The sequence below is a fragment of the Pseudomonas sp. P5_B3 genome (assembly GCF_056400405.1).
On sequence record NZ_JBFULI010000032.1, the window covers coordinates 37,741 to 62,392 of the forward strand.

General features: G+C 61.3%; 25 protein-coding genes. 10 read left to right on the forward strand and 15 right to left on the reverse strand.

From position 1 onward, the window contains the following. Nucleotides 1–76: 76 nt before the first annotated feature. The 14 genes from AC1DRN_RS18925 to AC1DRN_RS18990 form a co-directional block, all read right to left on the reverse strand. Nucleotides 77–952, reverse strand: a complete 876-nt coding sequence (locus AC1DRN_RS18925) for an SDR family oxidoreductase (protein WP_223462337.1) — start codon at nucleotides 950–952, stop codon at nucleotides 77–79. A 150-nt stretch (nucleotides 953–1,102) separates the two neighbouring features. Continuing rightward, complete coding sequence (locus AC1DRN_RS18930) at nucleotides 1,103–2,251, reverse strand: acetyl-CoA C-acetyltransferase (protein WP_223462338.1); 1,149 nt, start codon at nucleotides 2,249–2,251, stop codon at nucleotides 1,103–1,105. 158 nt (nucleotides 2,252–2,409) lie between these two features. Continuing rightward, entirely contained in the window at nucleotides 2,410–3,465 is a 1,056-nt protein-coding gene (locus tag AC1DRN_RS18935) for an acyl-CoA dehydrogenase family protein (RefSeq protein WP_223462339.1), read from the reverse strand. A 10-nt stretch (nucleotides 3,466–3,475) separates the two neighbouring features. Continuing rightward, a complete protein-coding gene (locus AC1DRN_RS18940; RefSeq protein ID WP_223462365.1) occupies nucleotides 3,476–4,642 on the reverse strand; it encodes an acyl-CoA dehydrogenase family protein in 1,167 nt (388 codons plus the stop codon). A 10-nt stretch (nucleotides 4,643–4,652) separates the two neighbouring features. Beyond that, nucleotides 4,653–5,408 carry an enoyl-CoA hydratase family protein gene (locus AC1DRN_RS18945; RefSeq protein ID WP_477786771.1) on the reverse strand — a complete coding sequence of 252 codons (756 nt, stop codon included), beginning with the start codon at nucleotides 5,406–5,408 and terminating at the stop codon, nucleotides 4,653–4,655. 29 nt (nucleotides 5,409–5,437) lie between these two features. Continuing rightward, a complete protein-coding gene (locus tag AC1DRN_RS18950; protein WP_223462341.1) occupies nucleotides 5,438–6,505 on the reverse strand; it encodes an NAD(P)H-dependent flavin oxidoreductase in 1,068 nt (355 codons plus the stop codon). 2 nt (nucleotides 6,506–6,507) lie between these two features. Then, a complete protein-coding gene (locus tag AC1DRN_RS18955; protein ID WP_223462342.1) occupies nucleotides 6,508–7,380 on the reverse strand; it encodes an enoyl-CoA hydratase in 873 nt (290 codons plus the stop codon). Between the two features lie 23 nt (nucleotides 7,381–7,403). After that, on the reverse strand, nucleotides 7,404–8,192 hold the full coding sequence (locus tag AC1DRN_RS18960) for a CoA-transferase subunit beta (RefSeq protein ID WP_223462343.1): 789 nt from the start codon (nucleotides 8,190–8,192) through the stop codon (nucleotides 7,404–7,406). Nucleotides 8,193–8,203: 11 nt separating this feature from the next. Further along, nucleotides 8,204–9,085, reverse strand: coding sequence for a CoA transferase subunit A (locus AC1DRN_RS18965; protein WP_223462344.1), 882 nt, complete (start codon nucleotides 9,083–9,085; stop codon nucleotides 8,204–8,206). 11 nt (nucleotides 9,086–9,096) lie between these two features. Then, entirely contained in the window at nucleotides 9,097–9,993 is an 897-nt protein-coding gene (locus AC1DRN_RS18970; protein ID WP_223462345.1) for a VOC family protein, read from the reverse strand. Nucleotides 9,994–10,252: 259 nt separating this feature from the next. Further along, nucleotides 10,253–10,612: a DUF6124 family protein gene (locus AC1DRN_RS18975; RefSeq protein WP_223462346.1), complete on the reverse strand. Its 360-nt coding sequence runs from the start codon at nucleotides 10,610–10,612 to the stop codon at nucleotides 10,253–10,255. Nucleotides 10,613–11,329: 717 nt separating this feature from the next. Further along, entirely contained in the window at nucleotides 11,330–12,451 is a 1,122-nt protein-coding gene (locus AC1DRN_RS18980) for an LLM class flavin-dependent oxidoreductase (RefSeq protein WP_223462347.1), read from the reverse strand. A 124-nt stretch (nucleotides 12,452–12,575) separates the two neighbouring features. Next, entirely contained in the window at nucleotides 12,576–13,760 is a 1,185-nt protein-coding gene (locus tag AC1DRN_RS18985) for an acyl-CoA dehydrogenase family protein (RefSeq protein WP_223462348.1), read from the reverse strand. A gap of 203 nt (nucleotides 13,761–13,963) precedes the next feature. Then, nucleotides 13,964–14,641, reverse strand: a complete 678-nt coding sequence (locus AC1DRN_RS18990) for an alpha/beta family hydrolase (RefSeq protein WP_223462349.1) — start codon at nucleotides 14,639–14,641, stop codon at nucleotides 13,964–13,966. Between the two features lie 94 nt (nucleotides 14,642–14,735). Between AC1DRN_RS18990 and ccoN (AC1DRN_RS18995) the strand changes: the two genes are divergently transcribed. The 8 genes from ccoN (AC1DRN_RS18995) to ccoP (AC1DRN_RS19030) all read left to right on the forward strand — a co-directional run bounded on the left by ccoN (AC1DRN_RS18995) (nucleotide 14,736) and on the right by ccoP (AC1DRN_RS19030) (nucleotide 21,626). Next, nucleotides 14,736–16,160, forward strand: coding sequence for a cytochrome-c oxidase, cbb3-type subunit I (ccoN, locus tag AC1DRN_RS18995; RefSeq protein ID WP_477786772.1), 1,425 nt, complete (start codon nucleotides 14,736–14,738; stop codon nucleotides 16,158–16,160). Between the two features lie 10 nt (nucleotides 16,161–16,170). Further along, nucleotides 16,171–16,779 (forward strand): cytochrome-c oxidase, cbb3-type subunit II, encoded by a 609-nt coding sequence (gene ccoO, locus AC1DRN_RS19000; RefSeq protein ID WP_008020035.1) that lies wholly within the window; start codon nucleotides 16,171–16,173, stop codon nucleotides 16,777–16,779. A 3-nt stretch (nucleotides 16,780–16,782) separates the two neighbouring features. Further along, a complete protein-coding gene (locus AC1DRN_RS19005) occupies nucleotides 16,783–16,977 on the forward strand; it encodes a cbb3-type cytochrome oxidase subunit 3 (RefSeq protein ID WP_150671820.1) in 195 nt (64 codons plus the stop codon). Beyond that, a complete protein-coding gene (ccoP, locus tag AC1DRN_RS19010) occupies nucleotides 16,974–17,927 on the forward strand; it encodes a cytochrome-c oxidase, cbb3-type subunit III (protein WP_223462351.1) in 954 nt (317 codons plus the stop codon). The genes AC1DRN_RS19005 and ccoP (AC1DRN_RS19010) overlap by 4 nt, the downstream gene beginning before the upstream one ends. Nucleotides 17,928–18,410: 483 nt before the next feature. Further along, complete coding sequence (gene ccoN / locus AC1DRN_RS19015) at nucleotides 18,411–19,853, forward strand: cytochrome-c oxidase, cbb3-type subunit I (protein WP_223462352.1); 1,443 nt, start codon at nucleotides 18,411–18,413, stop codon at nucleotides 19,851–19,853. Further along, nucleotides 19,853–20,461 carry a cytochrome-c oxidase, cbb3-type subunit II gene (ccoO, locus tag AC1DRN_RS19020; protein ID WP_010456412.1) on the forward strand — a complete coding sequence of 203 codons (609 nt, stop codon included), beginning with the start codon at nucleotides 19,853–19,855 and terminating at the stop codon, nucleotides 20,459–20,461. Before ccoN (AC1DRN_RS19015) ends, ccoO (AC1DRN_RS19020) begins: the two co-directional genes overlap by 1 nt. 5 nt (nucleotides 20,462–20,466) lie before the next feature. Continuing rightward, entirely contained in the window at nucleotides 20,467–20,652 is a 186-nt protein-coding gene (locus AC1DRN_RS19025) for a CcoQ/FixQ family Cbb3-type cytochrome c oxidase assembly chaperone (RefSeq protein WP_003175465.1), read from the forward strand. Further along, nucleotides 20,649–21,626, forward strand: coding sequence for a cytochrome-c oxidase, cbb3-type subunit III (gene ccoP / locus AC1DRN_RS19030; protein ID WP_223462353.1), 978 nt, complete (start codon nucleotides 20,649–20,651; stop codon nucleotides 21,624–21,626). The genes AC1DRN_RS19025 and ccoP (AC1DRN_RS19030) overlap by 4 nt, the downstream gene beginning before the upstream one ends. A 331-nt stretch (nucleotides 21,627–21,957) precedes the next feature. Here ccoP (AC1DRN_RS19030) and AC1DRN_RS19035 read toward each other — a convergent pair whose 3' ends face one another. After that, nucleotides 21,958–22,284, reverse strand: a complete 327-nt coding sequence (locus AC1DRN_RS19035; RefSeq protein ID WP_223462354.1) for a hypothetical protein — start codon at nucleotides 22,282–22,284, stop codon at nucleotides 21,958–21,960. 307 nt (nucleotides 22,285–22,591) lie between these two features. Here AC1DRN_RS19035 and ccoG point away from each other — a divergent pair, with 307 nt between their 5' ends. Together ccoG and AC1DRN_RS19045 are read left to right on the forward strand one after the other, a co-directional pair. After that, on the forward strand, nucleotides 22,592–24,007 hold the full coding sequence (gene ccoG, locus AC1DRN_RS19040; protein WP_223462355.1) for a cytochrome c oxidase accessory protein CcoG: 1,416 nt from the start codon (nucleotides 22,592–22,594) through the stop codon (nucleotides 24,005–24,007). Between the two features lie 11 nt (nucleotides 24,008–24,018). Further along, nucleotides 24,019–24,558: a FixH family protein gene (locus AC1DRN_RS19045; protein ID WP_223462356.1), complete on the forward strand. Its 540-nt coding sequence runs from the start codon at nucleotides 24,019–24,021 to the stop codon at nucleotides 24,556–24,558. Nucleotides 24,559–24,652 lie beyond the last annotated feature (94 nt).

Sequence of the window (24,652 nt, forward strand, 5' to 3'; positions counted from 1 at the left end):
GCAGGCTCGCTCCTACAGGTGATCGGCATCAGGGGCCGATTATAGCCATGCACAGCCCTCCCGAGACCGGTCTTTTTCAGCTGCCGTACACTTTGGCCGCCGGAACGGCCTGAACCACCAGCTGCGCGACGGCATCGCCCATTTCGCCGACTGCCCAGCGGCCCTGGCGATCCAGTTGCGGACCACGGCGCCAGCCGTCGGCGATCGACAATTTGCCGCCCTCGACTTCGAACATCTGCCCGGTCACCTCGGCGGAAGCCTCGGAACCGAGCCACACCACCAGCGGCGCGACGTTTTCCGGGGCAAAATAATCGAAGCCTTCTTCAGGCTTTTTCATGGTGTCGGCGAACACTTGCTCGGTCATACCGGTGCGCGCGGCCGGCGCCAGGGCGTTGGCGGTGATCCCGTAGCGGCCCAGTTCCGCCGCCTGCACCAGCGTCAGCGAGGCAATACCGCCCTTGGCCGCCGCGTAGTTGGACTGGCCAATGGAGCCCTGCAAACCGGCGCCGGAACTGGTGTTGATGATCCGCGCATCGACCCTGGCGCCGCCCTTGACCTGCTCACGCCAATACTTCACGGCGTGGCTGGAAATGCAGAAGTGGCCCTTCAGGTGCACGGCTACCACGGCGTCCCAATCGGCTTCGCTGAGGCTGGCGAACATGCGGTCGCGGCAGATGCCGGCGTTGTTGACCACCACGTTCAGGTCGCCGAAGGTTTCGATGGCCTGACGCACGATCAGCCCCGCCGAGTCATAGCGGGTGATGTCGTCGCTATTGGCCACGGCGCTGCCGCCCTGGCCGAGGATTTCGCCGACCACGGCCAGCGCCGCTTCGCGGTTGATGTCGTTGACCAGCACTTTCGCGCCTTCAGCGGCGAAGGCCAGCGCGTAGGCGCGGCCCAGGCCACCGCCGGCACCGGTGATGATCACCACACGGTTTTCACAGATTTTCATGTTCTACATCCTCCAAATTCATCACTGGTCGACACAATCCCTGTAGGAGCGAGCCTGCTCGCGATAGCGGTGGGTCAGCCAACATTGATGTAGCTGACACTACGTCTTCGCGAGCAGGCTCGCTCCTACAGGATCGGTGTGCATCCTGGTTTACAAACGTTCGATGATGGTCACGTTGGCCTGACCACCGCCTTCGCACATCGTCTGCATGCCGAAGCGTCCGCCGCTGCGCTCCAGTTCATGCAGCAAGGTGCACATCAAGCGGGTGCCGGTGGCGCCCAGCGGATGGCCGAGGGCAATCGCGCCGCCGTTGACGTTGGTCTGTTCATGGGGGTAGCCCGTCTCTTTCAACCAGGCCATGGCCACCGACGCGAAGGCTTCGTTGATCTCCACGCGGTCGATGTCTTCGAGCTTCATGCCCGCGCGTTTGAGCGCGTAGGCCGTGGCCGGGATCGGCGCGGTGAGCATCCAGATCGGGTCTTCGGCGCGCACGCTCAGGTGATGGATACGCGCACGGGGTGTCAGGCCGTAACGCTTTAGCGCCGCTTCCGAGACGATCAGCATCGCGCTGGCCGCGTCACAGGTCTGGCTCGACACCGCAGCGGTCACCCGGTCACAGCCGAACAGGAATTCCAGCTCGGCCATTTTTTCCAGGCTGGTCTGGCGCGGCGTTTCGTCATGCATCACGCCGGCCAGTGGCACGATCTCGCGGTTGAAGCGGCCTTGCTCGATGGCCTGCAAGGCACGTCGATGGGACTCAAGCGAATAGGCTTCAAGCTGCGCCCGGGACAGGTCCCATTTTTCCGCGATCATCTGCGCCGAACGGAACTGCGTCGGTGGTTGCGCGCCATAGCGCCGCACCCAGCCTTCGGAACCGCTGAACGGATCGGTGAAGCCCAAGGGTTCGGCGGCGATCATCGCCGAGGAAATCGGGATCTGGGTCATGGTCTGCACGCCACCGGCGACGACCACGTCCTGAGTGCCGCTCATCACCGCCTGGGCGGCGAAGTGCACCGCTTGCTGGGACGAACCGCACTGGCGATCGATGGTGGTGCCCGGCACCGCTTGCGACAGACCGGCCGCCAGCCAACTGGTGCGGGCAATGTCCCCGGCCAGCGGTCCGATGGTGTCGACACAGCCGAAGATCACGTCGTCGTAATCCTCGTCGGGAATGGCATTGCGCTCGACCAGTGCGCGCAATACGTGGGCGCCCAGGTCGGCGGCGTGGATCTGGCTCAGACCACCCTTGCGCCGCCCGGTGGGCGTACGCAGGGCGTCGACAATGTAGGCTTCCGGCATGGTGTACCTCGGTGAAAATATTAAAATCAGGCGCCGATAACCTGTGGGAGCGAGCTTGCTCGCGATGGCGGTGCGTCAGCTGACATCAATGTTGGATGTGCCGGCCTCATCGCGAGCAAGCTCGCTCCCACAGGGATGTAGTCACCCTTACTGATGAGTTAGAACGTACTGCCCGCACCCAGCGCGGGGTTGCCGCCGAACAGCGCAGCGCGAATCCGTCCTTTGTGATGGCCGCGATCGCCCCAGACCTTGTCCAGAGCCCAGGCGCGCTTCATGAACAGATGCAAGTCGACTTCCCAGGTGTAACCCATGGCGCCGTGGGCCTGGATGGTGTTCTTCGCGGCGAGCATGGCCGCTTCCGCCGTTGCCAGTTTGGCGTGGGATACCAGCACGTCTTGCCCCGGTTGCTGCTCGGCCAGCGCGTAAGCGGCGCGGTACAGCGGGCCTTTGGCGAACTCGATCTGTACCGCGACGTTGGCCATCAAATGCTTGACCGCCTGGAACGAACCCACCGGCTTGCCGAACTGCTTGCGCTCGAAGGTGTAGTCCACCGCCAGGTCGACCATGCGTTTGGCCAGCCCAAGCAATTGCGCGGCACTGGCGAGGGCGCCACGATTGAAGGCGGCCGCCCACAGGCGTCGGCCCTGCTCACCGCTGGCGACGCAGGTGGCGGGAGTTGGCGTCCACTCGACCTGGAACAGCTGACGGCTCGGATCGACCGACTCGTTGCGGGTCAGGCGCACGGCATCACGCTCCACTGCATGCACTTCGTCGCCATGGGCCAGCAACAGCAGATCGGCGACATGGGCATCGCTGACCAGCGGATTACCCGGCTCGGAAACCGCGAGACGCGCTCGGCCCTCGGCAACCCGCGACAACCATTTTTGTTTGAGTGGCGCGTGTTGCTCATCCAGGGTGGCGAGCAGCGGCACGCCGACCAGCATGGTGTCCACCAGCGGTTCTGGCAGCCCGGCATAACCGCACTCCTGGGCAATCAGCACGAAATCCAGCTCATTCATGCCCATGCCGTCCTGCGCCTCGGGCACGGTCAAGGCGGTCAGGCCCAGTTCCACCAGCTGCGCCCAGAGTCGCTCACTGCGCCCGCTGTCGCTCTGCCACAGTTCGCGAATGCGTTCCGGGGTGACTTCGTTGATCAGGAAGCTGCGGACGTTGTCCTGAAACAGCAGTTGGTCGCGGCTGAAACTAAAGTCCATGGTCTATTCCTCAGGCACGCGGCATGCCGAGCATGCGTTCGGCAATGATGTTGCGCTGGATCTCGTTGGTGCCGGCGTAAATCGGCCCGGCCTGGGCAAACAGGAAGCCTTCCAGCCAATGGCCGACGTCACCGGCGGCCGGGGCATCGGGCAGCAGCTCGCCACGCATTCCGAGAATGCTCATGGCGGTGTCGTGCATGCGCTGGTCGAGTTCCGACCAGAAGATCTTGTTGGTCGACGATTCCGGCCCGATCTTGCCGCCCTGTACCAGTTGCGAGGCGGTCATGTAGGTGCTCAGGGTGTAGGCCTCGGCATCCAGCCAGGCGCGCATCACCGCTTCGCCGATGGCCGGGTCGCGGTCGGCGTGTTCACGATTGGCCAGATACAGCTGCACCAGACGCTTGGCGGTTTCCTGGAAGCGCGCCGGTGAACGCAGCAACAAGCCGCGCTCGAAACCGGCGGTGGACATCGCCACGTGCCAGCCCATGCCTTCGCCACCGAGGGCGTTTTCCACCGGCACCTTGACGTCGTCGAAGAAGATCTCGGCAAAACCTGGCAAACCGTTGAGCTGCGGGATCGGCCGTACGGTGATACCCGGCGTGTCCAGCGGCAGCAGGATGAAGGTCAGGCCGTGATGACGCTGGGACTGCGCGTCGGTACGGAAAATACCGAACGCCCAATCAGCCCACACCGCGCGGGTCGACCAGGTTTTCTGGCCGTTGATCACGTAATGGTCGCCAACCCGTTCAGCCTTGGAGCGAATCGCCGCCATGTCGGAACCGGCGCCCGGCTCGGACCAGGCCTGGGCCCAGATGTCTTCACCGGTGGCCATGCGCGGCAGGAATCGCGCCTTCTGCTCTGCGCTGCCGTACTCCATCAGGGTCGGGCCGAGCAGAAAGATGCCGTTCTGGTTGACCCGCGCCGGCGCCCCGGAACGGTAGTATTCCTCTTCGAAAATCAGCCACTCGATCAGGTCGCAGCCACGGCCGCCGAGTTCGGTCGGCCATGTGACCATGCCCCAACGGCCTTCATTGAGTTTGGCTTCCCAGGCACGGTGCTGGGCAAAGCCAAGTTCTGTGTCGAACGATTGCAGCGGTTCACTCGGTACATTGGCCGCCAGCCAGGTCCGTGCCTCGGCACGAAAGGCCTGCTGGGCCGGGGTATAGGTCAGGTCCATGGATATGCCTTCAGCCGTTGAATCGGGCATCGCGTTTCTCGACGAACGAGTCGCGTGCTTCCTGAGAGTCCAGTGAGCGGTAGGCTTCGAGGGTGAAGCCCTGCTCCCAGCGGTATTTGTCTTCCAGATTGCCGTCTTCGATGCCGCTCAGCGCTTCCTTGGCGAGGCTGATCATGCCGGGGCTCTTGGCGGCGATGGTGCGGGCGATCTGCAACGCGGCTTCGCGCAAGTCTTCGCGCTTGACCACCCGCTCCACCRCGCCCAGGCGGTAAGCCTCGGCGGCGTCGATGGCCTCGCCGGTGAAGTACATGTGGCGGACTTTCTGCACCGGGAACAGGCGCTGCAAATGCGCGCCACCACCCATGGCCCCGCGATCCACTTCCGGCACGCCGAAGGTGGCGCACTCGGACGCGACGATGATGTCGGCGGCGCCGCAGATACCGATGCCGCCGCCCAGCACAAAGCCGTGCACGGCCACGATCACCGGTTTCGGGTTACGGTGGATCGCCTTGAAGCTGTCGTAGTTGCCCTTGTTCACCGCGACGATCAGGTTGCCGTCGGCCGCCAGTTCCTTGATATCGACTCCGGCACAGAAGCCGCGCCCTTCGGCACGGATCACGATCACCCGCACATCGCTGTTGTGGCCCAGGCCCTCGATCTCGCTGGCAATATCGGCCCAGCCTTGGCAATTGAAGGCGTTGACCGGTGGTCGGTTGAAGACCAGTTCGGCAATGCCGTGTTCGATGCTGACGCTAAATGGTTTCATGGTTTCCTTCCTTCACAATGCATGGCCCCTTACGACACACGGCGGCACAGTTCGCCCAGGCGCGCTTCGGCGTCGCGGACGATCTGTTCAATCAATTGGGCGCAGCTGGGCAAGCTGTCGATGGATGCGGCGATCTGCCCGGCGGGCAAGACGCCCGCCGCCGGTTGCCCGTCGACCATGGCTTTCTGGATCACCATCGGCGCGTTGGCGGCCATGATGCTTTGCGCGGCGGTCAGCTCACCGCTGCCGCGCATCTTCAGCGCGCTGGTCAGCAGTTGCGTCAGGCTCATGCCGGTGTGGCGGCGGTACGCCAGGCCACTCTGCAACGCCAGCAACAGGCGCTTGAGACCGCCGCTGCTTTCCAGCTGGTTGAGCAATTCGTTGCGGATCATCCGTTGCGGCATGCCGTCGATGGCGCGGCTGATGATGATCGCCGCCGGGTCCTTGACCGCCAGGTAACGGGCCAGGGTCGCCTGGGGCACCGGGCTGTCGGCACACATCAGGAAACGCGTGCCCATGGCGATGCCTTCGGCACCGTAGGCCAAAGCCGACACCAGACCCTTGCCGTCCTTGAATCCGCCGGCCGCCACCACGGGCACCGACACCGCGTTGACCACCTGATCAAGCAGCATCGAAGTAGGAACGGAACCGGTGTGTCCCCCGCCCTCGCCGCCCTGCACGGTCACCGCATCGGCGCCCATTTCCACGGCTTTCTGCGCATGCTTGAGCGCGCCCACCGTGGGAATGCACACCACGCCGGCATCCTTCAGGCGGCTGATCATTTGCTTGCCCGGCGAACGGCTGTAGCTGACCGCCCGGACTTTGTGGCGCAACACCAGCTCGACGATCTCGCCGGCATTGGCCTGGTACATATGGAAATTCACCCCGAACGGCTGATCGGTCAGGCGCCGGGTTTCGATAATCGCCGCTTCCATTTGCTGCGGTTCGATGGTCGCCCCGGCGAGAAAACCGAAACCACCGGCATTGCCCGTGGCCGCCACCAGTTTCGGGTCGGCGACCCAGCCCATGGCGGTCTGGATGATCGGGTAACGGCAACCGAGCAGTTGTGTTAAACGGGTATTCAACGAGATCGCCATGTTCACGCCTCGCCCGTTTTGCGCTGGGAACTGGCCATGGCCTTGGCGTCGTAGCCGCCGAGGCGGTCGCCGGACACCAGTTCATTGTGGGCATGGGCGAAGTGATGCAGGCCGAACACCATGTCCATGGTTGCGCGCTTGCCCATCAGGTCTTCGGCATTGTTCACCGCTTGCTTGCTCAGTTGCAGGCCCAGGCGCGGCATCTGCGCGATGCGCCCGGCGATGTCGAGGGTCTGCTGCTCCAGCTCGTCGCGAGCCACCACCCGATTGAGCATGCCCATCTGATAGGCCCGTGGCGCCGGCATGCGCTCGCCGAGGAACAGGAACTCCTTGGCGATGCGCGGATTGAGTTCATGCACGTGGGCGAAATACTCGACCCCTGGAATGCCCATGCGCACCACCGGATCGGCGAAATACGCATCCTCGCTGGCGACGATCAGGTCGCAGACCCAAGCCAGCATCAGCCCACCGGCAATGCACGCGCCCTGGACCATGGCGATGGTCGGCTTGGGCATTTCGCGCCAACGGCGGCACATGCCCAGATAGACTTCCTGCTCCCGGGCATAGAGAAACTCGCCGCCCGGTTTGTTCACATGGTCGTACCACAGGCTGGCGCGGTCGAAGGTCTTGTCGACGTCGCGGCCCGGGGTGCCGATGTCATGCCCGGCGGAGAAATGCTTGCCGGCGCCACGCAGCACAATGACCTTCACTTCATCGTCATCGCAGGCCCGGCGAAACGCCGCGTCCAGCGCATAGGTCATCTGCGAGTTCTGCGCGTTGTGGAACTCGGGGCGGTTCATGGTGACCAGGGCCACCGCGCCGCGCACTTCGTAGAGCACCACCTCGGCCTGATTGTTATCGTTATCTTCAGCCATCACTTGTCTCCGCAACGCGCTGCTCAGCGTTGGCCTGGCGGGTTGTCTTTGAGTTGCAGGGAGCGCAGGTTGTGCGGGTCCAGACGCTGGATCAGCTGCAATTGCTCGACCGTCGGGGCGGCGGTGGTCGGGCAATCGTCCGGCACGTGCAGCTCGAAGCCGGTGCTGTCCTGGACTTGCGCCGCCGTGACGCCGGGGTGCAGCGAACGGATGCGCATCTGCCGCTGCGGGCCCTGGAAATCCAGCACGCAGAGGTCAGTGATGATCAGGCGGATGTCGATGTCGTCCAGCGACCATCCGCGCGCCAGGCGGGCCGGGTTGTAGCCGACCGAGGCGACCATATCGACCTCGCCTTCGACGAACACCCGGCGGTTATGGCTCGGCACGCAGAACGAGTTGGCGTGGCTGATCGAGTTGCCGGGGAAACCACGCACGCCGAGCATCTGCGCCTTGGGTTTGGCGTAGTCGCCGATGCAGGAAATGTTGGCCTGACCGTAACGGTCGATCTGGGTCGGGCCGACCAGCGCATGGCGCTTGCCGCCCCATACGTTGTCGAAAATCCGCGAGAACCCCATCCAGCTGTCACGCTTGGGTTCATAGCCTTTGCGTGCGCCCAAAGGCACCGGCTCGGCGACCATGTAGGCTTCGGAGTCGGTCATCAGCAGGTTCGGGTTGCTGGTCAACATGGCCAGCGAAGCGGCCAGACGCGGGATCACGCCGATGCCGGAGGCCAATACTTCGCCGTCTTCGCGCCAGGCTTCGGAGGCCGCGCAGATCATCAACTCGGCGAGGCTGTAATCAGTAGTGCTCATCGAAAGGCTCCTTAGAAAATCGGCAACGGCAGTTCACGGATCGCAGCCAGGCCGCCGACCTTTTCCAGATACTGTTCGTGGGTGCAGTCGACGTAGTCGCGCAAGTAGCCCTGCCAGCCATCGACCGCCTGGACCGTGGCGTTGTAGGCCTTGAAATGCGCGACGTCGAAACCGTACAGCGGCGCGCAGGAAGACGGATGCGCCCCGCCCGGCACGTGGGCCACGGCGGTGGTCAGGTTGCGTTCCCAGAACACTTGATGGGCGTGGGCGCTGTCCTGATGGAAATACTCGCTGTCGACCAGTTCATCGCAGGTCACGTAGCTGTGGGTCGCAGCGCGCACGAACAGGTCGTCCATGTAGTGATCCGGACCGCTGATCTGGCACACGCCGCGTTTGTCGGCGCGGTCAACGTGGACCAGCGCCGCGTCGAGCTTGAGCGCCGGCATGGCGACCCAGTCCTTGCCATCGGCATAGGGCGAGGCAATCAACTTGATCTGGCGGTTATGGCGCAGCACGTCAGTGCCCAGGCCCACGGCGGTTGGAATGAATGGCACGTTCATCGCTGCGGCGCGCAGGCCGAGCAGCAGCATGCCTTCGTCGATCTCCATCACTTCCAGCGCCGCTTCCTGGCGCGCCTTGCGGAAGTACGGTTCCAGCGGAATGAAATCCAGGGACACGAAGGCGAACACCAGCTTCTTGATCTTGCCGGCCGCGCAGAGCATGCCGACGTCCGCCCCCCCGTATGCAACTACAGTCAGCTCCTTGAGGTCCGAGCGCAGAATCTCGCGCACCAGCGCCATCGGCTTGCGCCTCGGCCCCCAGCCACCGATACCGATGGTCATGCCGTCACGCAGTTGGCCGACGATCTCGGCGGTGGTCTTTTGCTTGTCCATCGTCTTGTTCCTCATTGGCGACCGACACTGAAGTCGTGGCCCCAGTGGCTGACCACGGTGCTTTCGAACGGCGTGTGGCGATCCCAGTCGACCACCAGGCCATCACAGCCGTACTCCAGGTCAAACCCGGACGGGGTCTTGATATAGAAAGAAATCATCTGGTCGTTGGTGTGCTGGCCGAGGGTGGCTGACAGCTTCACGCCGTTGGCGTGCACGCGGTCTAGGGCGCGACCGACTTCGTCCAGCGCGTTGACCTCGACCATCATGTGCACGCAACCGTGGGGCATCGGGCACTCGAAAATCGCCAACGAGTGGTGGCGGCCGTTGTTGCAGTGCAGGAAGTGGATGCGCTTCTGCGGCTCGGCCGGGTCCGGGGTGAAGCGGACTTTCATCAGGTCCGACAGGCCAAAACCCATCACCTCTTCGTAGAAGTCGCGGCAGCGTTCGAAGGCGGGTGCTGGCAGGACGACGTGGCCCATGCCGAGGTCATTGGTAACGAAACCTTTGACGCCCACCGGCGAGACAAAACGGGCGAAGTCCTGCAACGGCCCCCAGAACAGTTCGTGGCGATTGCCATCCGGGTCGCTGAAGTGCACCAGCTCCTGGACCTTGCGCAGCTCCGCTTCGGCCGCGGTGCCACGGGTCACTTGCACGTCGGCTTGCTGCAGCTCGCTGACCGCCTGTTCCAGCGCCGCCTTGCCGGCCACCTCCCAGCCACAGGCACCGAAGCCGTTCTCGGCGTTCTTCTGCACCAGGATGCGGTGGTGGCGCTCGTCCATCTTCAGGTACAGGTGGCCGTCGTCAACGTTGCCGATGACCATCATGCCCAGCACCTGGCTTGCGTAATGGCGCCATTGCGCCAGGTCGCTGGATAACAGGGTGACGTAACCCAGACCGCGGATATCCATGGATGCACTCCTCGTTTTTCTCAGGCGGTGCCGCCCTTCGGCGATTGCCGGGGGAGACTTTATGTAGGGCCTATTCAAACGGGTTCGGGGAGGGGCAACATCGTCCAATGGGACTAGCGGAAATGACGGGGTACACGCATTAAAAACTGTAGGAGTGAGCCTGCTCGCGATGAGGGCCTTACAGTCAACATTGATATTGAATGTAGGACCGCTATCGCGAGCAGGCTCACTCCTACAGGGGGGATGTGGTGTTGCGGGTTTATGCAGGTGGTTCGATTTGATCCAGCACGCGGTTTGCGGTGATCTCCGCCAGCATCACGCTGTTTGAAATGCCTAGCAGGACGTTGCGTGACGAACCTTCCAGATGGTTGACCAGTTGATGCACCATCACATCGACCGAGGCCAGCGTCTCGACCAGATAAACCACCAGGGTTTCGGTCGTGGCCTCAGGGTCGACGGTAAACAGTGTGCTGATTGTTCGAGGAGTGGCTTTGATGTCGGCTGTCGAGGGGAAGTGGTAAGCGAGGGCACGCTCGGCGGCCTCGTTGAGTTTTTTTGAATCGGGTTCGTATGGGGATGCTGGATCGGTGTCCGGCGGATTGGGTGTGACCTTGAACATAGTGTGGATTCCTGATGTGGGCTGGAAACCACTTCTCTACTAAAAGAAGGGGTGGCAGCTGTACGCAGGTTAGTAGACCGGGGAATCCAAGAAGCCGGCGCGCCCAAGGGCGCCCTACGTACAGCCACCATCAAAATACAGGCACATAACCTGATTGATGCGTCGTACGTCTCGGATTAAGCCACGGGCTACTAAACCCGATCACTGGGAGTCAGTGACGCGAATCAAGTTACCGAGGGTGTCCAAGGCGCACAAGCCGGCGGATTCTGGCGTACCTGTAGGCAACGACGCAAGGCGTTGTAGCTTTCATCAAGTAACGCTGACAGCCGTTAAACAGGCTCTATTCAAAGGCCAAATCGGTGGCGCGAACTAGCGCAATAACCTGTAGGAGCGAGCATGCTCGCGATGGTCGTCAACGATAACGCAGAAAGCCTGACACCCCGCGGCGTTCTCCGGTTTATCGCGAGCAGGCTCGCTCCTACAAGGGGTATGCGGTGTTCAATCTTTATTCGGCAGGCATAAAAAAACGGGCCTTGGGGACCCGTTGGAAAGTTGGCCTGACGTCCATGTCAGGCCTGAAATGCGATCAACTGTGGGAGCGAGCTTGCTCGCGATGGGGCCATACCAGTCAACATCGATGCTGAATGTAAGACCGCTATCGCGAGCAAGCTCGCTCCCACAGGGGGGATGCGGTGTTCACGCCTTTAGCGTCAACTTTCAACCCTTGCGGAAATGCGGAATCACCTTCTCGCCAATGTTCTTCAGGGTCTCCAGCTGTGCCCATTGCGGCACGGTGCCCATCTGGCAGATGAACAGGATTTCGTCGGCGCCGGCATCGATCAGGCGTTGCACGTAGCCTATGCAATCCTCGACGGTGCCGTAGGCGTGGTTCGGGTTCATCATGGCCATGGTCGGGTCGGAGAAGTCGACGCTGACTTCTTCGGAGGCGAAGCGCGACTTGATAACGCTCTGGCCGTTGCCGTCGACGAAGGTGTCGTCTTTCCACTTCTCCGGGTCCGGACGCTCGCCGCCGCCGTACCAGTAGCCCAGGGACTCCATGAAGTAGCGTTGGCCACGAATACCGATGCGGCGCGCTTCTTCGTTGTCATCCAGCACAATGGCCGGGCACAGCGCGGCGATGTGGCGGTTAGGGCGGAAACCGACCTGCTTCTTCTCATCCCGATTGTCGTAGGCCGTGTGATACATCTCGACCTTCTTGGCGATCTCTTCCGGGCCACCGAAGCCCAGCACCAGTGCACCCATGCCACGGCCGCCAGCGTTTTTCAGCGACTCGGTGTTGGTGCACGCCAGGTACATCGGCGGGTGCGGATCCTGGTAAGGCTTTGGATGGATCGGGCGCTTGGGGATCTGCACGAAGTCGCCGTTGTGCTCGATCTCGTCCTGCACGAACATTTTCGGGATCAGGTACATCATCTCGTCGATCTGCGGCTGCAAGGTCGCCAGGTCGTAGCCGAAGGTGCCTGCTTCCTGCTGGGTGCCGCCCTTGCCCACGCCGAAGTGCACACGGCCCTTCGACAGCAGGTCGAGGGTGGCGATGCGCTCGGCGACCTTCACCGGGTGGTTCATTGCCGGCGGCAGGCAGACCACGCCGTGACCGATGCCGATTCGCTCGGTTTTACCGGCAACGAACGCCAACATGGTTTCCGGCGCGGACATGTGCGAGTAGTTGCTCAGCGCGGTATGTTCCACGCACCAGAAGGTGTCGAAGCCGAGCTTGTCGGCCAGCACGGCCTGTTCGACGGTGTCTTCGAAAATCTTGCGGTCGCCTTCACGGCTGGAGTCCACCGTCTGGGCTTCGTAAATCAGGGAAAATTTCATGGTTGATCCTTGTGCTTATTTGGATGCGCAGTCGGCGCCGTAGACCTTCGCCTTACCGTCAATGCTCGTGCATCGACGGGGCGCTCGAATCACGCAAACGGACTAGCCGATTTGTAGGGAAGCGTCAGAGGAAAAAGTCGCTGCTGTCCTGCCCCATGCTCACGCCACCCAGGTTCCAGGCGTACTTGGCCGGGCTGTTGGCGACGTGGGCGCGACCGGTGTGGATGTCGCGGAATGCACGGTTGATCGGATGGCTGCGGAAGATCGTCGAAGCACCGCTGTTGAACATCAGCTCGCCGGCTGCCTTGGCGCACTTGTCGGCCACCAGCGCCGAGTCATAACGCATCTTCACCCGCTCGGGCATGCTCAATGGTTCGCCCTTCTGCGCGCGCTCCAGCATCAGGGCGAAGTTGCGATGCAGCACGGTCTTGCACTCGTCGACGCAGACCATGGCGTTGGCCAGCGCCGATTGCGCGGCCGGGTCCTGGACCATCTTGCGACCGTCATTGACCCCGACCCGGGCGCGGTTGTGCTCGGCAAACAGATCCACCGCGCCTTGCAGGGCACCGATGGCGGACGACGAAACGGCACGCACAAAAATCTGCCCGAACGGCAGGCGGAACAACGGTGCGGTGTTCACCGCGTTGCCCGGACTGTTCTGCATGAAACCGTCGAACGCTCGATGGGTGCGGTACTCGGGAACGAAGGCGTTTTCCACCTGGATGTCGTGGGAGCCGGTGGCTTCCAGGCCCATGACGTTCCAGTTGTCGAGAATCCGGTAGTCGCTGCGCGGCACCAGGAACGTCCGGTAATCCGGCGCCCCGCCCGCCTCTGCCGGCGGCACCAGCGCACCGAGGAACGCCCATTCGCAATGCTTGCTGCCGGAAGAAAAGCCCCAGCGGCCGCTCAACTTGAAGCCACCATCAACCCGCTCGACCTTGCCCACCGGCATATAGGAAGAGGAGATCAGCACGCTGGAGTCGCTTCCCCAGACATCCTGGGCCGCGCGGTCGTCGAACAGCGCCAGTTGCCAGTTGTGGATCGCAACCACGCCAAGTACCCAGGCCGAAGACATGCAGCCCTCGGCAAGGGTCATCTGCACGTCGAAGAAATCCTTGGGCTCCAGCTCATAGCCTTCCCAACGGGCCGGTTGCAGGATGCGAAAGAACCCGGCGTCGTGGAAATCCTTCAGGGTTTCTTCAGGCAACTGGCCGGCTTGCGCGGCATTCAGGGCGCGTTCACGCAGGATCGGCACCAACTCGCGGGCACGTTGGCTCAGACGCTGGCGAATCAGGTCTTGGTTGAGCATTTTTATTGTTCTCCTTTGTTCACCCCATCCGCCGGGGCGCGCGTGCAACGGGGCGGGTGTAGCGCCCCTACCCTTGCATTCAAACAATGGAGAACAGAGGGGACATCCCTCAAACGGACCATGTGGGATGGGAGAATTGCTTTGCCTGACAGGCCGCCTTCGCGGGCAAGCCCGCGAAGAGGCAGGCCCAGACGCCACTCATCTCACTGAAGAAATGCGACCACTTTCTGCGCCGCAGCCGCCAAATGCTGCTCATGGCTAAACCCCGAAGCCTTCAACGGCTTCAAGTCATGATCCCCCGCCACCAGCCAGAACACTTCGATACCCGGCGATAGCGCATAACCCTCGACCGCCTCCCGGTTGCCCAACGCATCGCGCTCGCCCTGGACGATCAAGGTCCGAGTCTTCAACCCGGCCAGATGTTCGACCCGTGGTTTCTCCGGCTTGCCCACCGCATAGAATGGATAACCCAGGCACACCAGGGCATCCGCCCCCAACTCATCGGCCAGCAGGCTGGCCATGCGCCCGCCCATGGACTTGCCGCCGATGGCCAGCGGCCCAGTGACATGGCGTCGCACCTGGGCATACACCTCGCGCCAGCATTCCAGCAGTTTCGGCGCGGGGTTCGGCGGGCGTTTACCGCCGTCGATGCGCCGCTGCGCCATATAGGGAAATTCGAAGCGCAACACGTTGACGCCTTGAGCTTTGAGGCGTGCAGCCATGTCGCTCATCCAGTCGCTGTCCATCGGTGCGCCAGCGCCATGGGCGAGGATCAGCGTCGCCGCAGCCTTGCCAGCGGCGGCATTCCACAACCATCCATGATCCTGCACGCACTGCGCCCATTGATCCCCGTCAATACCGGCCTTGTGCCCTTTGTCCATGCTTGCCTCGCTTTCAGTCTGCCTATAACTCCGGCCGAAGGGTGCACTGCCTTGCGCTGCGCGCTCACTTCGGCTGAACCGTGGATGGGGAACCATGAACACTTCTATCAGTACCGCCTACAACTACAAGGTGGTCCGCCAATTCGCCATTATGACGGTGGTGTGGGGCATCGTCGGCATGGGGCTCGGGGTTTTTCTCGCTGCCCAGTTGGTCTGGCCCGAACTCAACTTCAATTTGCCGTGGACCAGCTTCGGCCGCTTGCGCCCGCTGCACACCAACGCGGTGATCTTCGCCTTCGGCGGCTGCGCGCTGTTCGCCAGTTCGTTGTACTCGGTGCAACGCACCTGCCAGACACGGCTGTTTGCACCGAAAATCGCCGCCTTCTGCTTCTGGGGCTGGCAGCTTGTGATTCTGCTCGCGGCCATCAGCCTGCCGCTGGGCTACACCAGCTCCAAGGAATACGCGGAACTGGAATGGCCGATCGACATCCTGATCACCATCGTCTGGGTCGCCTACGCCATCGTGTTCTTCGGCACGATCATGCAGCGCAAGACCAAGCATATTTATRTCGGTAACTGGTTCTTCGGTGCGTTCATCATCACCGTGGCAATCCTGCACATCGTCAACAACATGGAATTGCCGGTCAGCTTCACCAAGTCCTATTCGCTGTACTCCGGCGCCACCGATGCGATGGTGCAATGGTGGTACGGGCACAACGCCGTGGGCTTTTTCCTCACCGCCGGTTTCCTCGGGATGATGTACTACTTCGTGCCGAAACAGGCCGAGCGCCCGGTGTATTCCTATCGCTTGTCGATCGTGCACTTCTGGGCGCTGATCACCCTGTACATCTGGGCAGGTCCCCACCACTTGCACTACACCGCGCTGCCGGACTGGGCGCAGTCGCTGGGCATGGTGATGTCGCTGATCCTGCTGGCACCGAGCTGGGGCGGGATGATCAACGGCATGATGACCCTGTCGGGTGCCTGGCATAAGTTGCGCAGCGACCCGATCCTGCGCTTCCTCGTGGTGTCGCTGGCGTTCTACGGCATGTCGACCTTCGAAGGGCCGATGATGGCGATCAAGACGGTCAACGCCCTCTCCCACTACACCGACTGGACCATCGGCCACGTACACGCAGGCGCCCTGGGCTGGGTGGCGATGATTTCCATTGGCGCGCTGTACCACATGATCCCGAAAGTCTTCGGACGCGAGCAGATGCACAGCATCGGCCTGATCAACGCGCACTTCTGGCTCGCCACCATCGGCACGGTTCTGTACATCGCCTCGATGTGGGTCAACGGCATCGCCCAGGGCCTGATGTGGCGTGCGGTGAACGAGGACGGCACGCTGACTTACTCCTTCGTCGAAACCCTGGTGGCCAGCCACCCTGGCTTCGTCGTGCGGCTGGTGGGTGGCGCGATCTTCCTCAGCGGCATGTTCCTGATGGCCTACAACACCTGGCGCACCGTGCGGGCCTCGCAGCCTGCCGAAGTCGCCGCTGCCGCGCAGATGGCCTGAGGAGTCCGCCATGAAACACGAAACTATCGAGAAAAACGTCGGCCTGTTACTGCTGCTGATGATCCTGGCCGTGAGCATCGGTGGCCTGACCCAGATCGTCCCGTTGTTCTTCCAGGACGTGACCAACAAACCGGTGGAAGGCATGAAGCCCTACACCGCGCTGCAACTGGAAGGTCGCGACATCTATATCCGCGAAGGCTGCGTCGGTTGTCACTCGCAGATGATCCGCCCGTTCCGCGCCGAGACCGAACGCTACGGCCACTATTCGGTGGCCGGCGAAAGCGTCTGGGATCACCCGTTCCTGTGGGGTTCGAAACGCACCGGGCCGGACCTGGCGCGAGTCGGTGCGCGTTACTCCGATGACTGGCACCGCGCGCACTTGTACAACCCGCGCAACGTCGTGCCCGAGTCGAAGATGCCGGCCTACCCGTGGCTGGTGGCCAATCAGCTCGACAGCAGTCATACCGAAACCAAGATCAAGGCCATGCGTACCCTCGGCGTGCCGTACACCGACGAGGACATTACCGGCGCCGTCGCTTCGCTCAAAGGCAAGAGCGAGATGGATGCGCTGGTCGCCTACCTGCAAGTGCTCGGCACTGCGATCAAGAGCAAGAGGTGAGCAATGTTTGAACTGAGCACTGGAATGATCCGCGGCCTGGGCACGGTCGTGGTGTTCGTGGCCTTCGTCGGCCTGACGCTATGGGTGTTCAACGGCAAGCGCGGCCCGGAATTCGCCGAAGCGCGCCTGCTGCCGTTCGCTGACGAGCCACAACCCGACATCACTGAAGAATCAGCAACAAGGAGTACCCGGCCATGACCACCTTCTGGAGTACGTGGATCTGCGTACTGACCATCGGCAGCCTGATCGGCCTGACCTGGCTGCTGATCGGCACCCGCAAGGGTGAAACCAAGGGCAGTGTCGACCAGACCATGGGGCACAGCTTCGACGGCATCGAGGAATACGACAACCCGTTGCCGCAATGGTGGTTCATGCTGTTCGCCGGCACGCTGGTGTTTGCCATCGGCTACCTGATCCTTTATCCGGGCCTGGGCAACTGGAAAGGCGTTCTCCCCGGCTATGAGAACGGCTGGACCGGCGTGCACGAATGGGAAAAGGAAATGGCCAAGGCTGACGGGAAGTTCGGGCCGATCTTCGCGAAGTTTGCGGCAATGCCCGTGGAAGAAGTGGCCAAGGACCCACAGGCATTGAAAATGGGCGGCCGCCTGTTTGCCTCCAACTGCTCGGTGTGCCACGGCTCGGACGCCAAGGGCGCGTTCGGCTTCCCCAACCTGACCGACAGCGACTGGCGCTGGGGCGGCGCGGCCGAAGCGATCAAGACCACCATCACGGGTGGCCGGATGGCGATGATGCCGGCCTGGGGAGAAGTTCTGGGTGAAGCAGGTGTGAAGAACGTCGCCGCTTATGTGCGCCATGATCTGGCCGGCCTGCCGTTGCCGGAAGGCAGCAAAGCCGACCTGCAGGCCGGACAACAAGCGTTCAGCACCACCTGCGTCGCCTGTCACGGAACGAACGGCCAGGGCACTGAAGCCATGGGCGCGCCGAACCTCACGCACCCGGCCGGTTTCATCTACGGCACCAGCCTGACGCAGCTTGAACAGACGATTCGGCATGGTCGCCAGGGCCATATGCCGGCGCAGGCCGAACTGCTCGGCAACGATAAGGTGCAACTGCTGGCCGCATATGTGTACAGCCTGTCCCACGACTTGAATACCGAGCACTTACAGGCTGTAGACAACCGCAAATAAATCCCGACCGCTCTGCTGCCGCATTCTCCCGGATGCGGCGGTTCCCTGCCCCCTTTGCGACGCATTGTCGCACCCTCTTTGACTCTTTCTTTCGGATCCCGGGATTCGGGTCTAAGCTTCCCCCGATGCGGACTGGCCGCTGCCGGTTCCAGGTCGACCCTGAACGATGTGTTCGACGAATCTGCCCGATGACAGGCCGCAAAGGCTGGTAGATACCGGCTGTCGCGCCAATTGCCTTCGGTCAGCCAAACGTTGCGTTTGAACACACCCCGTTACATCCGACCTGACCCCCTCGCCTGATCAGTCCGCCGGGACGTTTTGCCCACGGGCAATTTTGTCCTTACGCGGCGCATGGAAAGGCCGCAGAATCAGCTTTTGAAAGCATTGACCCAGGTCATGGCGCGTTGCAATGACCCCTTGCTTTCTCCATACTTGCGGCCGATTTTTAATCCTAATAAAACACCCAAACCGTGGAACCTTAGAATGAGCACAGCAATCAGTCCGACTGCTTATAACTATAAGGTAGTCCGYCAGTTCGCCATCATGACGGTGGTCTGGGGGATCCTTGGCATGGGGCTCGGTGTCTTCATTGCCTCGCAACTGGTCTGGCCGGAGTTGAACTTCGGTCTGCCATGGACGAGCTTTGGACGCCTGCGCCCGTTGCACACAAACCTGGTGATTTTTGCCTTCGGTGGATGTGCACTGTTTGCCACTTCTTATTACGTCGTGCAGCGAACCTGCCAAACGCGACTGATTTCCGACAGCCTCGCCGCCTTTACCTTCTGGGGATGGCAAGCGGTGATCGTCGGCGCGATCATTACCTTGCCGATGGGTTTCACCACCACCAAGGAATACGCGGAACTGGAATGGCCCCTGGCTATTCTGCTGGCCATTGTCTGGGTCACCTACGGTCTGGTGTTCTTCGGCACCATCGTCAAGCGCAAGACCAAGCACATCTATGTGGGTAACTGGTTCTACGGCGCGTTCATCGTCGTGACCGCGATGCTGCACATCGTCAACCACATGTCGCTGCCGGTCAGCCTGTTCAAGTCGTACTCGGCCTACTCGGGCGCGACGGACGCGATGATCCAGTGGTGGTACGGCCACAACGCCGTGGGCTTCTTCCTGACCACCGGCTTCCTGGGCATGATGTACTACTTCGTGCCGAAACAGGCCGAGCGTCCGATCTACTCCTATCGCCTGTCGATCGTGCACTTCTGGGCGCTGATCACCCTGTACATCTGGGCAGGTCCGCACCACTTGCACTACACCGCGCTACCGGACTGGGCTCAGTCCCTGGGCATGGCGATGTCGATCATCCTGCTCGCGCCGAGCTGGGGCGGCATGATCAACGGCATGATGACCCTGTCGGGCGCCTGGCATAAGCTGCGCACCGACCCGATCCTGCGCTTCCTGGTCGTCTCCCTGGCGTTCTACGGCATGTCGACCTTCGAAGGCCCGATGATGGCCATCAAGACCGTCAATTCGCTGTCGCACTACACCGACTGGACCATCGGCCACGTACACGCAGGCGCCTTGGGCTGGGTTGCGATGATCTCGATCGGCGCCATCTACCACATGATCCCGAAACTGTTCGGTCGTGCGCAGATGCACAGCACCGCCCTGATCAACACCCACTTCTGGCTCGCGACCATCGGTACCGTTCTGTACATCGCCTCGATGTGGGTCAACGGCATCACCCAGGGCCTGATGTGGCGTGCCATCAACGACGACGGCACCCTCACCTACTCGTTCGTCGAAGCGCTGCAAGCCAGCCACCCTGGCTTCATCGTTCGCGCCCTGGGCGGTGCGTTCTTCGCCACCGGCATGCTGTTCATGGCCTACAACGTGTTCCGCACCGTACGCGCCTCGAACCCGGCTGAAGCCGAAGCCGCCGCCAAGATTGCCGTAGTTGGAGCTCACTGATGAAGCATGAAGCAGTCGAGAAGAATATTGGCCTGCTGGCCTTCTTCATGGTCATCGCCGTCAGCGTCGGCGGCCTGACCCAGATCGTTCCGCTGTTTTTCCAGGATGTCACCAACAAGCCGGTCGAGGGCATGAAGCCCCGCACCGCCCTTGAACTGGAAGGCCGGGACATTTATATCGCCAACGGTTGTGTCGGCTGCCACTCGCAGATGATCCGTCCGTTCCGTGCCGAGACCGAACGCTACGGCCACTACTCGGTCGCCGGTGAAAGCGTCTGGGACCACCCGTTCCTGTGGGGTTCCAAGCGTACCGGTCCGGACCTGGCCCGTGTCGGCGGTCGCTACTCCGATGACTGGCAGCGTGCGCACTTGTACAACCCGCGCAACGTCGTGCCTGAGTCGAAAATGCCGGCCTACCCGTTCCTCGTGGAAAACAAGCTCGACGGCAAAGATACCGCCAAAAAAATGGAGGTCTTGCGCACGCTCGGCGTCCCTTACACCGACGAAGACATCGCCGGCGCCAAGGATGCTGTGAAGGGCAAAACCGAAATGGACGCGCTGGTGGCCTATCTGCAAGGCCTGGGCACCATCATCAAAAGCAAACGGTGATCTGGATGGATATCGGGATGATTCGTGGCCTGGGCACCGTTGTCGTAATGGTGGCCTTCATCGGACTGGCACTGTGGGTGTTCAGTCCCAAGCGCAAGTCGGAGTTTGAAGACGCGACCTTGCTGCCTTTCGCGGATGATCCCGAAGCCATCAAGCACGTCGAGCAAGCTTCTAGGAGTAACAAAGAATGACTACATTCTGGAGTCTGTACGTCACAGTCCTCAGTCTCGGTACGATCTTTTCCCTGACCTGGCTGCTGTTGTCGACCCGCAAGGGCCAGCGCACCGAGCAGACAGACGAGACAGTCGGGCACTCATTCGACGGGATCGCGGAGTACGACAACCCGCTGCCGAAATGGTGGTTCATGCTGTTCGTGGGCACCATCATCTTCGCACTGGGCTACCTGGCGCTGTATCCGGGCCTGGGTAACTGGAAAGGCCTGCTGCCGGGTTACGGCTACCTCGACAACGAGAAGCAGACCCCGTTCGCCAACGGCCAGACCGGCTGGACCGGCGTTCACGAGTGGGAAAAGGAAATGGCCAGATCGGACGCCAAGTTCGGTCCGATCTTCGCCAAGTTCGCGGCCATGCCAATCGAAGAAGTGGCCAAGGATCCGCAAGCGCTGAAGATGGGTGGCCGCCTGTTCGCCTCCAACTGCTCGGTTTGCCATGGTTCCGACGCCAAGGGCGCCTATGGTTTCCCGAACCTGACCGACGCCGACTGGCGCTGGGGCGGCGAGCCGGCAACCATCAAGACCACCATCATGGGCGGCCGTCACGCAGTGATGCCTGCATGGGCTGAAGTGATCGGCGAGCAAGGCGTGGCCGACGTGGCCGCGTTTGTCCTGACCAACCTCGATGGCCGCAAGCTGCCGGAAGGCACCAAGGCCGACCCGGTTGCCGGGCAGAAACTGTTCGCCACCAACTGCGTGGCTTGCCACGGTCCGGAAGGCAAAGGCACGCCAGCGATGGGCGCGCCCGACCTGACTCACCCGGCCGCGTTCATCTACGGTTCGAGCTTCGCTCAACTGCAGCAGACCATCCGTTACGGCCGTCAGGGCCAGATGCCTGCGCAAGAGGCGATGCAGGGTAACGACAAGGTTCACCTGCTGGCCGCTTACGTCTATAGCCTGTCTCACGGTGAGAAGGCAGCGGACGCCCAGTAAGGCAGACGCTTGAAGCAACAAAATACGGCCCCGCCAATGAGAATTGGCGGGGCCGTTTTCATTTGAAGCCATCGCACACCTGGAAGCACAAGCAATCAACGCGGCCACACCAACCCACTTTATATGTCCTTATAAAACTTCATCGGCCCCCATTCCCTTTCGGAAACTTGCACTATTGCTACGAAAAACACTTACAAACCAGAAAAACGAAAACCCACCAAACAAACACAACCAACATAAATCAAAAAAAACGGCCCCACCAGTTCTCATGGCGAAGCCGTTTATTCAGGTGTTCATGATTGCACTCGGCATTCATGAACACGAACTGTAATCAAGGAAGCTTGCCGCCACCCAGACTGTCCAGACCACCGGTTCCTTTTTTGTTTGTAGAACGCTTTGTCCGAACTTTTTGCACCGTAGGCACAGCAGTATCCACAGTCATGGTCGGTACAGGAATCGTGCAGTCTGTATCAGGCGTCTGGCCGACTGCGGTTGCTGGAATATGAGGCTGAGTTTCTTGAGCCTTGGTTTCATCCCTATTAGACATTTTCAACTTCTCCCTAAGTAATTTTTTATTATCCGAAGCGCGACATTGTGGGTCAACTTCATCATTACCGCACAGAAAACATAGGCATTCCCAAACTAAAGATCCACCCACTATTAATCTCAAAGTATTACCTAAATTAAAAATACCTGTTCTTTACTCGGCAGACTTTGGCTACCCCGTCCACAAACGCACCTGTCGAGGATCGACGAAGAAAAAAGATAAATCGTCTATAGTCAATTGACCTGCATCATGCTTTGTTACATCTGCTACACCATTCATGATTTTTCCCCAACGCGACCAAAGGTCGCACCCGCAGGCTAGAGCGACAGGCGTATCATTGAGCCACTGCAACACCCCTTTTTGACCGCGGTCGGCAGGTACTGACCGAGGCACTTTTCCACTGCCGTGGGATGCAATGATGAGCAACCAGATTCCGGTACACGACGTCACTCCACCTGCCAGGAACGCGAACAACAGCGTCGACCTCTACGCCTCCAGGGAAAAAATCTACACCCGCGCCTTCACCGGCCTGTTCCGCAACTTGCGTATGACTGGCGGTGCCCTGTTGTTCCTGCTGTATTTCGGCACGGTGTGGTTGAACTGGGGCGGTCATCAGGCCGTCTGGTGGAACCTGCCGGAGCGCAAGTTCTTCATTTTCGGCGCCACCTTCTGGCCCCAGGACTTCATTCTGCTGTCCGGCATGTTGATCATCGCCGCGTTCGGCCTGTTCTTCATCACCGTGTACGCCGGCCGGGTCTGGTGCGGCTATACCTGCCCGCAAAGCGTCTGGACCTGGATCTTCATGTGGTGCGAAAAAGTCACCGAAGGTGACCGCAACCAACGCATCAAGCTAGACAAGGCGCCGATGAGCGCCAACAAGTTCCTGCGCAAACTCAGCAAACACACCATGTGGCTGCTGATCGGTTTCGTCACCGGCATGACTTTCGTCGGCTACTTCTCGCCGATCCGCGAACTGGTGTTCGACTTCTTCACCGGCCAGGCGGATGGCTGGTCGTACTTCTGGGTCGGTTTCTTCACCCTCGCCACTTACGGCAACGCCGGCTGGTTGCGCGAACAGGTGTGCATCTACATGTGCCCGTACGCACGCTTCCAGAGCGTGATGTTCGATAAGGACACCCTGATCGTTTCCTACGATCCGCGCCGTGGCGAAAGCCGTGGCCCGCGTAAAAAAGGCATCGACTACAAGGCCCAGGGCCTGGGTGACTGCATCGACTGCACCATGTGCGTCCAGGTCTGCCCGACCGGTATCGACATCCGTGACGGCCTGCAAATCGAATGCATCGGTTGCGCCGCCTGCATCGATGCCTGCGACGCCATCATGGACAAGATGGAATACCCGCGCGGGCTGATCAGCTACACCACCGAGCACAACCTGTCCGGGCAGAAAACCCATAAACTGCGCCCGCGCCTGATCGGCTATGCCGTGGTGCTGCTGGCGATGATCAGCTTGCTGGTGACGGCATTCTTCATGCGTGCGCTGGTGGGTTTCGATGTCAGCAAGGACCGCGTGCTGTACCGCGAAAACGCCGAAGGCCGGATCGAAAACGTCTACAGCCTGAAAATCATGAACAAGGACCAGCGCGACCATACCTACGTGCTCGAAGCCTCTGGCCTGCCGGATCTCAAATTGCAGGGCCGGCGCGAGATCAAGGTCGCGGCCGGCGAGATCGTCAGCCAGCCTGCCGAGCTGTCCGTCGCGCCGGAAAAACTGCCGTCGAGCACCAACGAGGTGAAATTCATCCTCAAGGATGCCGATGACGACAGCGTCCACATTGAAGCCAAGAGCCGGTTCATCGGCCCACAAATTCGTTGAGAGAACTGAACATGCCCGCAGCAACTGCCGCAAGCCCCTGGTACAAGCACCTTTGGCCGTGGATCATCATCGGGATCCTGGCCTGCTCGGTGGCCTTGACCTTGTCCATGGTGACCATCGCGGTGAACAACCCGGACAATCTGGTCAACGACAACTACTACGAGGCTGGCAAAGGCATCAACCGCTCCCTCGACCGTGAGCTGCTGGCCCAGACCCTGAAAATGCGCGCCAGCGTTCATCTCGATGGCGTGACCGGCGAGGTTGACCTGCGCTTGAGCGGCGAGAGCCAGCCCAAGACCCTGGAGCTGAACCTGATCTCGCCGACCCAGCCGGAAAAGGATCGCAAGATCACCCTGGCCCGCAGCGAAACCGAACAGGGCCGCTACATCGGCCAGTTGAGCGACAAGATCGAAGGCCGGCGTTTTATCGAGTTGCTCGGCACCCAGGACGAGCACATCTGGCGCATGTTCGAAGAAGAAATGGTCAGCCATGACAAGGATCTGCTGCTCGGCGACGAACCGTTGCAAGGTGCGGAAGACCTGAAGAAGTAAAGCCGCGCTTCGCGCATCGCGAGCAAGCTCGCTCCCACAGTTGATCAGCACCATGCTCAGATCCTGAGTACACCAACGATCCCTGTGGGAGCGA

Coding starts and splice junctions, on each gene's coding strand:
- AC1DRN_RS18975 (WP_223462346.1), bottom strand. CDS start 10,612: ATGTTCAAGGTCACACCCAATCCGCCGGACACCGATCCAGCATCCCCA.
- ccoO (WP_010456412.1), top strand. CDS start 19,853: ATGAAGCATGAAGCAGTCGAGAAGAATATTGGCCTGCTGGCCTTCTTC.
- AC1DRN_RS18940 (WP_223462365.1), bottom strand. CDS start 4,642: ATGGACCTGACCTATACCCCGGCCCAGCAGGCCTTTCGTGCCGAGGCA.
- ccoG (WP_223462355.1), top strand. CDS start 22,592: ATGAGCAACCAGATTCCGGTACACGACGTCACTCCACCTGCCAGGAAC.
- AC1DRN_RS19025 (WP_003175465.1), top strand. CDS start 20,467: ATGGATATCGGGATGATTCGTGGCCTGGGCACCGTTGTCGTAATGGTG.
- AC1DRN_RS18925 (WP_223462337.1), bottom strand. CDS start 952: ATGAAAATCTGTGAAAACCGTGTGGTGATCATCACCGGTGCCGGCGGT.
- AC1DRN_RS18960 (WP_223462343.1), bottom strand. CDS start 8,192: ATGAGCACTACTGATTACAGCCTCGCCGAGTTGATGATCTGCGCGGCC.
- ccoO (WP_008020035.1), top strand. CDS start 16,171: ATGAAACACGAAACTATCGAGAAAAACGTCGGCCTGTTACTGCTGCTG.
- AC1DRN_RS18985 (WP_223462348.1), bottom strand. CDS start 13,760: ATGCTCAACCAAGACCTGATTCGCCAGCGTCTGAGCCAACGTGCCCGC.
- AC1DRN_RS18970 (WP_223462345.1), bottom strand. CDS start 9,993: ATGGATATCCGCGGTCTGGGTTACGTCACCCTGTTATCCAGCGACCTG.
- AC1DRN_RS19045 (WP_223462356.1), top strand. CDS start 24,019: ATGCCCGCAGCAACTGCCGCAAGCCCCTGGTACAAGCACCTTTGGCCG.
- AC1DRN_RS18935 (WP_223462339.1), bottom strand. CDS start 3,465: ATGGACTTTAGTTTCAGCCGCGACCAACTGCTGTTTCAGGACAACGTC.
- AC1DRN_RS18965 (WP_223462344.1), bottom strand. CDS start 9,085: ATGGACAAGCAAAAGACCACCGCCGAGATCGTCGGCCAACTGCGTGAC.
- AC1DRN_RS18950 (WP_223462341.1), bottom strand. CDS start 6,505: ATGGCGATCTCGTTGAATACCCGTTTAACACAACTGCTCGGTTGCCGT.
- ccoP (WP_223462351.1), top strand. CDS start 16,974: ATGACCACCTTCTGGAGTACGTGGATCTGCGTACTGACCATCGGCAGC.
- AC1DRN_RS19005 (WP_150671820.1), top strand. CDS start 16,783: ATGTTTGAACTGAGCACTGGAATGATCCGCGGCCTGGGCACGGTCGTG.
- AC1DRN_RS18980 (WP_223462347.1), bottom strand. CDS start 12,451: ATGAAATTTTCCCTGATTTACGAAGCCCAGACGGTGGACTCCAGCCGT.
- AC1DRN_RS18930 (WP_223462338.1), bottom strand. CDS start 2,251: ATGCCGGAAGCCTACATTGTCGACGCCCTGCGTACGCCCACCGGGCGG.
- ccoP (WP_223462353.1), top strand. CDS start 20,649: ATGACTACATTCTGGAGTCTGTACGTCACAGTCCTCAGTCTCGGTACG.
- AC1DRN_RS18990 (WP_223462349.1), bottom strand. CDS start 14,641: ATGGACAAAGGGCACAAGGCCGGTATTGACGGGGATCAATGGGCGCAG.
- AC1DRN_RS18955 (WP_223462342.1), bottom strand. CDS start 7,380: ATGGCTGAAGATAACGATAACAATCAGGCCGAGGTGGTGCTCTACGAA.